This window comes from Shewanella sp. ECSMB14102 (assembly GCF_000813075.1).
In the GTDB taxonomy this organism is placed as follows: Bacteria; Pseudomonadota; Gammaproteobacteria; order Enterobacterales; family Shewanellaceae; genus Shewanella; species Shewanella indica.
Map to the genome: position 1 here is coordinate 1 of NZ_JWGX01000040.1, position 12,297 is coordinate 12,297.

The following is a 12,297-nucleotide window of genomic DNA, read 5'->3' on the forward strand; positions in this document are numbered from 1 at the left end:
CATCGATCTGTGATTTTTAACGTGACACAGAATTTTGAACACCCTCTTATTTATCAGAGACTGACCCCTGCAACGAGCTTCCTTGCAGCTCGTAAAGTGTTTAGGATGTCCTGTATGTTTCCTATAGGATGTCCTGTATGTTTCCTTCAACCTTTAAGACCGTATAACTTCATTAATCGTGATTTTTCTTCATTAAATAAATAGTCATAGTCTAGATTATCTTCAAGGGTGTCTTTTATGACCATCAATTTTTTAATGATCACCCAAGCACTATAATTTGCAAATGGATTAAGGCCAATAAAGTTGCCAGCATCATGATCTTTAACTGTCCGAATTTTATAAATTATTTCAACCTTTCCCCATGCTTCATCAATATCCCAATTCGATACAAATAGTAGTAAAGCTGAAAGTGCCATTAACGGATTAGATTTAAAAATTGCACTAGGAGATAGATTTTGTGATAGAAAACCATCGTTTTGAACAATTTTATCGGAAAGTTTACGAGTCAATTGATACTTATCTAAGAGTACGCTTCGGTCAAAACTTAAGAAATTTGAGTCGTTTCTTATTATTTTAATAGCCTTTTTAACTACAGCCTTCTGTGCTATTTCTAAATAGAATGGATTTTCCTTATAATACTCAATCAATTTGTAATGAGGATATTGATGGCTTAGAGATTCATAAACTTCCCTATCGATATCAAACCCTTCCTTTGAAGCTTCACTCACGTCTGGGACAAATTTTTCAAAATTTCTTTTAGATCTAACGTATGAGCTTCTGGCTAGATTGACAATGTGTGGAGAGATATCAAAAAGTTCTTGGCCACTTTTCCTCAAATCAAGAAACCATTGCCTCATATCCCTCATGTCACCTTGGCTGAAAATATTATTTTCTATCCCAATACTAACTATGACTCCAATTTGTCTTGTTATAGCAGACTGAGACCTTCTGAAGTCAACTCTACCCTCATTTGATACCAATTTCTGTTTGTCTTCACCATCATAGAAGTCACAAAATGGTAAGTGTGCATCTACTCCTTGAGCGTTTCTAAATGCAAAGTGAGCTTGAGATACCGTTCTACCCGTTCTTGTACAAATGCCCTCACTAACTATATAACCACCAGTAACATTGCATGAAGGGCACTCTATGTCATTTTTCACAAAGTTTTGAAACGAAACATCTAGAGAATGAGGACTTTCATTAAAAAGTGACTCCAATTGAGTTGCATCTAATTCTCGTTTATAAGTGTTTGAATAGGCAGTTATTGGCATATCTCATCATCTCTCAATCTGTCCGATTACAAATCATTTTTATCAACGATTAAGATACTACTTTAAAGATAAGTTGTCGCTCATTTTTATTTTTTGTCAAGACCAGGTGATAGAAAGAAAGTCATTCATTAGTTTCATCGTGCGAAAGTAACTTCTTCGAGGTACTTTGGATTAGTAAAATTACTACATATATCGTGCATAACTCATTTTGGGGCAGAACCAGGTTAGGCCAATCTGTCAGCTATTGTCACGTCAAGGAAACGAAACTGACAGACTGGATTCTGACTAATCCAGTTAAAACTGATGAGTCTAAGCTGTGCAGCTATTCCCTGGCGCTGGGATGTCGGCGCACAAGCGACAGCAGGTCGGTGACCTGCCATCCAATCACTTGCCAAACTTATTGATGAATAAGTTTGCCCCCCTTGATGACATCCACCAACGGATTCACGCCGTAGCTGTAGGCGAGTTCCGCTGGAGTTGAGATCCGCCACAGGCAGAAGTCGGCATCCATTCCCTGACGCAGCATGCCTATGCGCTGTTCGCGGCCCAGAGCGCGGGCGGCATTGCGGGTGACACCGGCCAAGGCCTCTTCCGGCGTCAGGCGGAACAGGGTGCAGCCCAGGTTGAGCATCAACAGGGTTGAGCAGATGGGGGAAGTCCCCGGGTTGAAGTCGCTGGCCAGCACCATGGGCACCTGATATTGGCGCAGCAAGGCTATCGGTGGCAGTTGGGTTTCCCGCAGGAAGTAAAAGGCGCCGGGCAACAAGGTGGCGCAGGTGCCGCTCTCGGCCAGGGCCTTGACCCCGGCTTCATCCAGATACTCGATATGATCCACAGACTTGGCCCCCAGACGGGCGGCCAGTATTGAGCCGCCCATGTTGGAGAGCTGCTCGGCGTGCAACTTGATATCCAGCCCTTTGGCCTTGGCGGCGCTGAGAATGGCTTCTGTCTGTTGCAGGTCGAAGGCGATATTTTCACAAAACACATCCACGGCATCGGCGAGATCTTCCGCCAATACCTGAGGCAGCATCTCCTCGATTACCAGTTGCACATATTCCTGCTCCCGGCCTTGATATTCGGCCGGGAAGGCGTGGGCGCCCAGGAAGGTGGTGACCACATCCACATGGTGGTGTTTGCCCAGCTCGCGGGCGACCCTGAGCAACTTGAGTTCGGTGGCGGTTTCCAGCCCGTAGCCCGACTTTATCTCCACCGTAGTAACCCCTTCCTTGGCCAGGGCGTTGAGGCGGCGGCGAGCCTCGTCGAACAGTTCGGCCTCGCTGGCCTCACGGCAGGCCTTAACCGTGCTGATAATGCCGCCACCGGCACGGGCGATTTCTTCATAGCTGGCACCCTTGAGACGCAGCTCGAACTCGTTGGCGCGGTTACCGGCAAACACCAGATGGGTATGGGCATCTATCAACCCGGGCGTCAGCCAGCCGCCTTTGCCCTTGTAAACCGGAGTTGCCAGCACGTCGAAGGCAGGCAGTTCGCTGCGCTTGCCAATCCAGGCTATTTTGCCTTCTTTTACTGCCAGGGCCGCGTCGGTGATGGCGCCATAAGCCTCTGATACAGAAGGGTCCATAGTGGCAATATTGATATCTATCCAAACCTGATCCCAGGACATGCTTGCTCCTTGTTGTTTGCCTTACGCTTGCCTTAATGATGGCAATTGTTGTGATTTTGTGAGCTAACTTGTATTTACTTGTATATACAAGTTAGGATTATAGCCGAGTTTTTCAGCAGATTGAAACCAACACAGAGTCGATTCGATGAGCACAGCCAAGTTCGCCCGCATTAAACAGTACATCTCAGACCGCATTGAGTCGGGTGAATGGGTGGAGCACTCCAGGGTGCCTTCCGAAAACCAACTGGCAGAGCTATTTGAGTGTAGCCGGATGACGGCCAGACGGGCATTGACCGAGCTGGTGGACAACGGCGTGCTGGAGCGCAGTCAGGGGCTGGGTACCTTTGTGGCCGAGTTCAAGTCGCAGTCATCCATGTTGTCTATCCGCAATATCGCCGATGAGATCAAGGCCCGCGGCCATGGTTACAGCGTGCAGGTGTTGGAGCTGACCGCCATAGAGGCCCTGGCGCCTATCGCCATCGCCCTGGGGCTGGAGACCGGCAGCCGGGTGTTTTACTCGGTGCTGGTGCATTGTGAAGAGGGGCTGCCGCTACAGCTCGAGGAGCGCTTCGTAAACCCTCAGTTAATCCCCGACTATCTGCAGCAGGATTTCAATTTGCAGACCCCTCATGAATATCTGTCGCAGGTGGCGCCTTTGACCGAAGCACGCCACACCATAGAGGCGATAGTCGCCAATGAACAGATACGCGCCCGCTTGACGATCCCCGCCAGCGAGCCCTGTTTACAGATACTGCGCCGCACCTGGTCACGCCAGGGCGTGGTGAGTTTTGCCCGGCTGATCCATCCCGGCAGCCGCTTCCGTCTCGGAGGGCATTTGACCTTCAGAGGCGAACATAAAGCTAAATAAAAACAACAAAATAAACCACAAGACAAGCAACAGAGGAATGGAAGTTTATGGATAAGAGACATGATCCGGCGCGCAAAATCATTGCGCCGACCGGCACCACTCTGAACTGCAAGAGCTGGCAGACCGAAGCGCCGCTCAGAATGCTGATGAACAACCTGCATCCGGATGTGGCCGAGCGCCCCGAGGATCTGGTGGTTTACGGCGGCATAGGCCGCGCCGCCCGCGATTGGCAGTGCTTCGACAAAATCGTCGAGGTGCTCAAGCGTCTGGAAGAGGATGAAACCTTGCTGGTGCAATCCGGCAAGCCGGTGGGAATATTCAAGACCCACAGCGATGCCCCCAGGGTGCTGATCGCCAACTCCAACCTGGTACCCCACTGGGCCAATTGGGAACACTTCAACGAGCTGGACAAGCAAGGACTGGCTATGTACGGCCAGATGACCGCCGGCTCCTGGATCTATATAGGCACCCAAGGCATAGTCCAGGGCACCTACGAAACCTTTGTGGCCGTGGCCAAGCAGCATTTCGATGGTGAAGCCAAGGGCCGCTGGATCCTGACCGGTGGCCTGGGCGGCATGGGCGGTGCCCAGCCTCTGGCCGGTACCATGGCCGGTTTCTCTGTACTGGCCTGTGAAGTGGACGAGACCCGTATCGATTTTCGTCTGCGTACCCGTTATCTGGACAAGAAGGCCCACAGCCTGGACGAAGCTCTGGCGATGCTGGAAGCCGCCAAGGCCGAGGGCAAGCCGGTTTCCGTGGGTTTGCTGGGCAATGCCGCCGATATCTTCAGTGAGCTGGTTGAGCGCGGCATTACTCCGGATGTAGTGACAGACCAAACTTCGGCGCACGATCCGCTGAATGGCTATCTGCCTCAGGGCTGGACGCTGGAGCAGGCCAAGGAGATGCGCCTCAAAGACGAGGCTTCTGTAGTCAAGGCCGCCAAGGCCTCCATGGCGGTGCAGGTTCAGGCCATGTTGGCGCTGCAAAGCCGCGGCGCCGCGACCCTGGACTATGGCAATAACATCCGCCAGATGGCGTTTGACGAAGGAGTGGCCAACGCCTTCGATTTCCCCGGTTTTGTTCCCGCCTATATCAGGCCGCTGTTCTGTGAAGGCATTGGCCCGTTCCGCTGGGCGGCACTCAGTGGTGACCCTGAGGATATCTACAAGACAGATCAGAAGGTGAAAGAGCTTATTCCGGACGACCCACACCTGCACAACTGGCTGGATATGGCCCGTGAACGTATCGCCTTCCAGGGGCTGCCGGCCCGTATCTGCTGGGTTGGCCTCAAAGACCGCGCCCGTCTGGCGCTGGCCTTCAACGAAATGGTGAAAAACGGCGAGCTGTCGGCGCCTGTGGTCATAGGCAGGGATCATCTGGATTCCGGCTCTGTGGCCAGTCCCAACCGGGAAACCGAATCCATGCTCGACGGCTCGGATGCCGTCTCCGACTGGCCGCTGCTCAATGCACTGCTCAATACTGCCGGTGGCGCCACCTGGGTGTCGCTGCACCATGGTGGGGGTGTCGGCATGGGCTTCAGTCAGCACTCCGGGGTAGTGATCCTCTGTGACGGCAGCGACGCCGCCGCCAAGCGGGTATCCCGGGTATTGTGGAACGATCCGGCCACGGGCGTGATGCGTCACGCCGATGCCGGCTATGAGATTGCCAAGCGCTGTGCCAAAGAGCAGGGCCTGGATCTGCCTATGTTGGAGGACTGATGATGACCACTCAAATCACTCTGACACCGGGAAGCCTGACCCTGTCTGAACTGCGCAGCATCAGCCGCGCGCCAACCCAGCTGCAATTGCACCCGGAATCGCTGGCAGCTATCAACAGCAGCGCCGCCGTGGTGCAAAAAGTATTGGATGAGGGCCGCACGGTTTACGGCATCAACACTGGCTTTGGCCTGTTGGCCAACACCAAGATTGCCCCGGCGGATCTGGAACTGTTGCAGCGCTCTATCGTGTTGTCCCACGCCGCCGGTACCGGCCAATTGATGCGCGATGAAACCGTGCGGCTGATGATGGTGTTGAAGATCAACTCGCTGTCCCGAGGTTTTTCCGGGATCCGTCTCGAGGTGATCAACTTCCTGATCGCCCTGGTCAATGCCGGTGTCTACCCTTGCGTACCCGAGAAGGGTTCAGTGGGGGCCTCGGGCGACTTGGCGCCGCTGTCGCACATGTGTCTGCCGATCATCGGCGAGGGCGAAGTGCGTTATCAGGGGCGTATCATGCCCGCCATTGAGGGCTTGAGTATCGCCGGGCTGAAACCGATTGAATTGGCTGCCAAAGAGGGCCTGGCCCTGCTCAACGGCACCCAGGCATCGACGGCGCTGGCACTGGAGGGCTTGTTCCATGCCGAGGACCTGTTTGCCGCCGGCTCTGTGGTCGGCGCCATGAGTGTCGAGGCGGCCATGGGCAGTCGCAGCCCGTTCGACCCGAGAATTCATGCGGTGCGCGGTCAAAAGGGCCAGATAGACTCGGCGGCAGTATTCCGTCATCTGCTGGGGAGCGGCTCCGAGATTGCCGAGTCACACGCCAATTGTGAAAAGGTGCAGGATCCCTACTCTCTGCGCTGTCAGCCACAGGTGATGGGCGCTTGCCTGACGCAGATCCGTCAGGCGGCCGAAGTGCTGGAAATTGAAGCCAACGGCGTGACAGATAACCCACTGGTGTTTGAAGATACCGGCGAGATCATCTCAGGCGGTAACTTCCATGCCGAACCTGTGGCCATGGCGGCGGATAATCTGGCACTGGCGATTGCCGAGCTGGGGGCCATCAGTGAGCGCCGCATTGCGCTGCTGATCGATTCCAATCTTTCCAAGCTGCCGCCATTCTTGGTGGATAACGGTGGGGTTAACTCGGGCTTTATGATTGCCCAGGTGACAGCCGCGGCACTGGCCAGTGAAAACAAGACCTTTGCTCATCCGGCCTCTGTCGACAGCTTGCCGACCTCGGCCAACCAGGAAGATCATGTTTCCATGGCAACCTTTGCCGCCCGCAGGCTCAAGGATATGGCGGAAAACACCCGCGGCGTGCTGGCAGTGGAACTGCTGGCTGCGGCCCAAGGGTTGGATTTCCGCGCGCCGCTGCGGCCAAGCCCGGCAGTAGCCAAGGCCAAGGCAGAACTGCGCGAGCGGGTTACCTTCTATGACAAGGACAGATACTTCGGTCCGGATATCACCAAGGCCACTGAGCTGCTGGCGAGTGGGCGCTATAACGCTTATCTGCCAAAGGAGTTGCTGCCAAGCAGCCTCTGAGCCGGGAATCGCTGGAAGGGTCTGAGGGCCCTTGGGCACCTTAGGGACAAAAGTCCGTATATGAAATACAAAGAGCGCCAACTGGCGCTCTTTATTTATTTTAATAAATCAATGCCGAGAGACAGATGTTACCAGGCATCCAGTTCTGTGATCTTTAGATTCAACAGCTGCTTCTGCCACTGGTTTTTATCTACCCCTTCAATCCAGATCACCGAGGATTGCCGCTGCTGGCCCTTGCGCAGATAGGTTTCCGGCATACGCTTGATGGCACGCCAAACCTGTAGCTCCTCTTCTTTCATCTTGCGCCCCTGATCGTTATAAAAGCTGACACTGATCAGTACGCCAACCATATCTTCACTGCTGTTGCTGCCGAGTTCGAAGGTCAGGCCCAGTTTGTCACCTTGCCACTGCGTCTGCAGCAGAGAAACGCTGACCCCTTCCCTGGCAGTCTTGCCAAGCAGTCCGGGAGTGGTCATGGCGCTCTGGGTCAGTTGCTCAGCCGTGGCGGCTGGGTTTACCTCGGACTTGAGCGCCACTGCGACAGTATGGGTGCCGGTATTGGCTGCGGTATTCGATATCTCGGCCACCACATCTTCAGTCACAGTTTCGGGTTCGGCGGCGCTGATCACCGCCTCTGTAAGCACATATTCCCAGGTAAAATCATCTTTGAGTATGACTCTGGCGCCATTTTCCAGAGTGACTTCGGCCACCTGGGCCGGTTCGGCAACGGCAAAACTTGAGCTCAATAGCAACGCCAGAGCACTGACGGCGAAGCCGGGTTTGAAAAGGTTCTGTTTCAACATGAAAAAATTCGCTTGCGCTTGGCTGGATCCTGGCGTCAACAATAACCGGGCTTACCTGGGCTGGCAATGACGAAAAACATAAACTTGCTTTCCTGGCATACGGCAATCCACGGGAAGTATGTTCAAGTGCCTTTGTCCAGGAAAGGTGCGAACAAGCCCCATGTGTGCTCTGCGTCGGCTTACAGACTGGAATGTAAGACATAGTTCGCAGCAAATGACCAAGTCCTTGGCAAGAAAGTGAAGTTATTGCCCGCTAATATGTCAGCCTTGACTGTAAAGGGGGTCAGAATTGTCTTGCAGGCAACTTTGGCGCTGGGTATACCAGAAGATAAAGGGCATTATCATCTCTTATACTTTGGCTGCGGTGAAGAGTCCTATGACACATCCAGCCGGCTGTGTGGCGAATTAAACCATTCAATGAAACAATCACCGAGTTTGTAACTCATTGGTCAGCGTTTACTTACAACATACCCCACTATATGATCCCGCTCTTAGTCTATCTGATAGTTTGGAGAGGGTATGCCGTCGAATACCAAGGCCTGGTTGTCGAAGGCTCTGCAATTTGGCGGAGGATGCTTTTACCTGTTGCTGGCCTCATGGAGTCTGTTCCATGTGGCAGGTTGGGTAGGCAAACTACCTGACCATAGCGAGCATTGCCAAGAGTCAATACTGCTCAGCAGCTGGTCACCGAATAAAGATTGGCAGGCCGACGTCAGCTTTTCCAACTGCAGTCTGCATGGACGTAAGCACTGGCAGAGCCACTTAAGCTTGACCGATCTGGACTCGGGACGCCGCTTCCCCGGTCTGCTGGTGGTATCCGGTCGCCACGATGAGTTGAAACTCGACTGGTACAATCACAGACAATTATCAATTTCCGGGCTTCCCATAGATCACCTGGAGCACTTCCAACAGCCGCTGGGAACCAAAATAGTACTCACCCTGAAAGGTGATTAAGCGCACACTTTCCAACGAGGATGAGATCGACTGTTCAGCCAAAGTTAACACCTGTATGTTACTCTGCAACCTGGCCTGGGTTGTGGGCCGGGATGAGTGATTTTTCTCTGAGAGGTTAATTTTGGATAACTTGGACAAAGACTTAAGATTCGAACTGTCACACTGGTTGTCACAGCTGGGGATCAACAGCCAACCAGCCGATGGTTTGTCCACTTCGCTCATGGTGCTCGCCTGCCTGCTGCTGGCAGGTTTGGCTTATTTTATTGTGCGTCGCGGTGTAGTGCGGGCGATGAACCTGGTGATTCAACGTTCCAAAGTCACCTGGGACGATATCTTTATGCGCCACAGAGTGCTGGAAAAGCTGGCGATGCTGGTGCCGGCGCTGGTGCTCAACCTGCTGATCCCCATAGCACTGACAGATCATAAACTGTTGGCCGGACTGGTCGACAGGCTGCTCAGTGTCTGGCTGGTCGTCTTGCTGATCCGCGCCGCCTATTCGGCATTGGATGCGGTCAACGAGGTGGCAGACGTTAAGCTGATTAGCCGTCGTCTACCGGTGAAGAGCTTTGTGCAGCTGATCAAGCTGTTCCTGTTCTTTGTCGCCATCATTATTTCCATCTCTGTGCTCGCCAACCAGTCTCCTGTCTACTTCCTCAGCGGCTTGGGTGTCGCCACAGGTTTGGTGATGTTGGTGTTCAAGGACACCATTCTGGGGTTTGTTGCCGGTATTCAGCTGGCGGCTAACCGTATGGTCAGCACAGGCGACTGGATCCAGATGGATAAATACGGCGCCGATGGCGCGGTGGAAGAGGTATCGCTGACAACAGTCAAGGTTCGCAACTGGGACAAGACCATCACTATGATCCCGGCCTATGCGCTGGTATCCGATGCCTTCCGCAACTGGCGTGGCATGTCTGAGTCAGGCGGTCGCCGAATCAAACGTTCGGTCAACATAGATATCAACAGCATACGTTTCCTGACCGAAGAAGACAGGAAGAAGCTGGAGAAGATCAACCTGTTGAAAGAGTACCTGCCGAAGAAAATCCATGAGATCACTGAATGTAATGCGAAAGTGTCGGATATCGAAATGCCGGTCAATGGTCGCAGGCTGACCAATGTGGGGACCTTCAGAGCCTACCTGCTGGAGTATCTCAAGCACCACGACAAGGTACACAAGGAGATGACCCTGATGGTGCGGCAATTGGCGCCTACGACTGAAGGGCTGCCGATCGAACTGTATATCTTCACCAATGATACCCGCTGGACATATTATGAAGATATTCAGTCGGATATCTTCGATCATATCTTTGCCATCTTGCCGCAGTTCGATCTGCGTGCCTTCCAGGGCCCTACCGGCAATGATATCCGCAGCTTAAAAGATAATGGAGCCGGCGCAAATAAGCCTACATAGGCTTATTCGCACCTCCCCTAAAGCGCTCCCCTAATCTTTAACGGCCAATACAGTGGCGAGGGTGACAAACACCCCGCCACTGACACGATCCAGCCAATGCAAGCGTTGACTGCGCTTCAGCCATGAAGCCAACACACTGGCCATAGAGGCGTAAATCATCACAAAGCTGAAGTCTACCAAGGCCCAGGTGGAAGCCAATACTGCCAGTTGTGGCCCCTGCGGCGCAGTCACATCGATAAATTGTGGAAACAGAGCGGCGAAAAACAGCAGATCCTTGGGGTTGCTGATCCCCACCAGAAACGCCTGCCGGAACAGACTGAGAGGATGACCATGTCCCTTGGGGCCAACACTCTGCTCGGCCGCATGGGGCTTGGTGAGCAGCAGCTTAATTCCCAGATACATAAGGTAGGCGGCACCGCACCATTTGAGCAGGGTAAAGCCGTATTCGCTGGCATGCAGCAAGGCGCTCAGCCCGGCGATGGAGGCCAACATCAACAGCAGTGCCGCACTGACACTCCCCAAGGCCGTTGCCAGACTGCGGCGTTTACCAAAATGGATCCCGTGAGAAATAGACAACATGGCGATCGGGCCGGGAGAAATGGCTATCAATAAGATCGCAAACAGGTACAACAGGAAGGTCTGGTGAACCATAATTTTGTATACAAAGTTTTCGGTTAAGCGTCACTATAGTCCTGAGACGCCTGCCGAACAAGATTCACTTTTCCGCTGAATAGTCCGGGATCGCCTTGGGGAAGCGGCCGCGAATGCCGCGATAGAAGGCGATAAGCTGATCCATGTCTTGCTGCATGTCAGCACTCGGTATCAAGGGTTGATTGATCACCACCGCCTTCTGACCAAAGTCCAGCCCCACTGCCACAATCGGCACCCCCGCCTTGGATGCGATATGGTAGAAACCTGTCTTCCAGCGTGTCACCGGGCTGCGGGTGCCCTCCGGCGCCAGCGCCAGCTTAAAGTTGCGATCCAGGCGATACAAGTCGCTGACCGCATCGACCAGATTATTGTTCTTGCGCCTGTCTACCGGCCTGCCACCTATGGCCCTGAAAAACCAGCCCCAGGGCGGAATAAAGAGTTGATGCTTACCGAGAAAGTGGATCTTCACCGCCAGAGCTCCACGGGCGAGTACGCCGATAATGAAGTCCCAGTTACTGGTATGGGGTGCCACTATCACCAGGTATTGCTGGGAGTCGGGCAGTTGTCCGCGAATTTGCCAGCCGAACAGAGCCAGCAGCCATTGGCAGATTTTTTTAAACATAGAGAGTTGCCAAACCTTGAGTTGATTAAAGGTATAGTTCAAAAGTGTTTGGGGTGGGCCGCCAGTCCAACCTTGATTAGCTTAGGAGTCTGAACATAGGCAGCACTTCCCCAAGCAGAGGCCTGAGGGAAAATATAATTTCAGTATTATCTCTTTTGTGCAAGCCTGGGTTCTACATCTTGCCAAGGACTCGTCATTGGCTATAAATCGCCGTGACGTAAGTTTGTTCAAAACGCGCGGTGGATTTGCTTACAATCTACTAAGACAATGTTTACCCAGTTCTTTCCTTATCCAGGGCCAAATAGGTTAGTATCTGTATAGAAGCTCAACGCCTATGTCGGCACGGTTTCCTGGCCTGGTTCCGGGAGAGTGCAAGGAGGGAATATGAAAAAGTTAATCTTTGGACTCCTGTCAGTACTGCTACTTGCAATCGCTCCGGCTAAAGCGGTACCGACAGATGAAATTACCGAGCTGATCAATCGTCAGCAACAAGCCTGGAATCAGGGAAATATTGATGCCTATATGCTGGGTTACTGGCACGATCCCAAGCTGAGGTTTGTCTCCAAAGGCGAGTTCAAATATGGCTGGGACAAGATGCTGGCCGCCTATAAACGTAGCTATCCGAATCGCGCGACTATGGGCCAGCTCAAGCTGGAGCTCAAGGATGTGCAGATGTTGAGTAACTATTCTGCCTTGGTGGCCGGTCGCTGGGTCTTGCTCAGACAAAAGGACAGCCCATCCGGAGTCTTTACCCTGCTGTTGGAAAAGAAAGACGACCATTGGGTAATCACTCACGATCATTCATCCTGACTTGCATAGGGAATTAGATTTATC

At 52.9% G+C, this 12,297-nt stretch carries 11 protein-coding genes; 6 read left to right on the forward strand and 5 right to left on the reverse strand.

Annotation, left to right across the window (positions count from 1 at the left end; translation table 11 throughout):
- Positions 1-146: 146 nt before the first annotated feature.
- A complete protein-coding gene (locus tag RC73_RS13410) occupies positions 147-1,271 on the reverse strand; it encodes a hypothetical protein (protein ID WP_039035124.1) in 1,125 nt (374 codons plus the stop codon).
- 397 nt (positions 1,272-1,668) lie between these two features.
- Positions 1,669-2,895 carry an imidazolonepropionase gene (gene hutI / locus RC73_RS13415; protein ID WP_039035125.1) on the reverse strand — a complete coding sequence of 409 codons (1,227 nt, stop codon included), beginning with the start codon at positions 2,893-2,895 and terminating at the stop codon, positions 1,669-1,671.
- Between the two features lie 145 nt (positions 2,896-3,040).
- Here hutI and hutC point away from each other — a divergent pair, with 145 nt between their 5' ends.
- Genes hutC through hutH form a run of 3 tightly spaced genes read left to right on the forward strand, consistent with a single transcriptional unit; the run spans position 3,041 to position 7,022 of the window.
- Positions 3,041-3,763, forward strand: a complete 723-nt coding sequence (hutC, locus tag RC73_RS13420; RefSeq protein ID WP_039035126.1) for a histidine utilization repressor — start codon at positions 3,041-3,043, stop codon at positions 3,761-3,763.
- A 47-nt stretch (positions 3,764-3,810) separates the two neighbouring features.
- Entirely contained in the window at positions 3,811-5,481 is a 1,671-nt protein-coding gene (gene hutU, locus RC73_RS13425) for a urocanate hydratase (RefSeq protein ID WP_039035127.1), read from the forward strand.
- Positions 5,481-7,022: a histidine ammonia-lyase gene (gene hutH / locus RC73_RS13430; protein ID WP_039035128.1), complete on the forward strand. Its 1,542-nt coding sequence runs from the start codon at positions 5,481-5,483 to the stop codon at positions 7,020-7,022. The genes hutU and hutH overlap by 1 nt, the downstream gene beginning before the upstream one ends.
- Positions 7,023-7,150: 128 nt before the next feature.
- Here hutH and RC73_RS13435 read toward each other — a convergent pair whose 3' ends face one another.
- Positions 7,151-7,825, reverse strand: coding sequence for a DUF3157 family protein (locus RC73_RS13435; protein WP_052248196.1), 675 nt, complete (start codon positions 7,823-7,825; stop codon positions 7,151-7,153).
- A gap of 519 nt (positions 7,826-8,344) precedes the next feature.
- Between RC73_RS13435 and RC73_RS13440 the strand changes: the two genes are divergently transcribed.
- Together RC73_RS13440 and RC73_RS13445 are read left to right on the forward strand one after the other, a co-directional pair.
- Positions 8,345-8,779 carry a hypothetical protein gene (locus RC73_RS13440; RefSeq protein WP_039035129.1) on the forward strand — a complete coding sequence of 145 codons (435 nt, stop codon included), beginning with the start codon at positions 8,345-8,347 and terminating at the stop codon, positions 8,777-8,779.
- 130 nt (positions 8,780-8,909) lie between these two features.
- Positions 8,910-10,190 (forward strand): mechanosensitive ion channel family protein, encoded by a 1,281-nt coding sequence (locus tag RC73_RS13445; protein WP_039035189.1) that lies wholly within the window; start codon positions 8,910-8,912, stop codon positions 10,188-10,190.
- 30 nt (positions 10,191-10,220) lie between these two features.
- Here RC73_RS13445 and RC73_RS13450 read toward each other — a convergent pair whose 3' ends face one another.
- Together RC73_RS13450 and RC73_RS13455 are read right to left on the reverse strand one after the other, a co-directional pair.
- Complete coding sequence (locus RC73_RS13450) at positions 10,221-10,841, reverse strand: LysE family translocator (protein WP_039035130.1); 621 nt, start codon at positions 10,839-10,841, stop codon at positions 10,221-10,223.
- A gap of 64 nt (positions 10,842-10,905) precedes the next feature.
- On the reverse strand, positions 10,906-11,463 hold the full coding sequence (locus RC73_RS13455; protein WP_039035190.1) for a lysophospholipid acyltransferase family protein: 558 nt from the start codon (positions 11,461-11,463) through the stop codon (positions 10,906-10,908).
- Positions 11,464-11,847: 384 nt separating this feature from the next.
- On the opposite strand from RC73_RS13455, the gene RC73_RS13460 reads away from it, so the two are divergent.
- Entirely contained in the window at positions 11,848-12,273 is a 426-nt protein-coding gene (locus RC73_RS13460; protein ID WP_039035131.1) for a YybH family protein, read from the forward strand.
- Positions 12,274-12,297 lie beyond the last annotated feature (24 nt).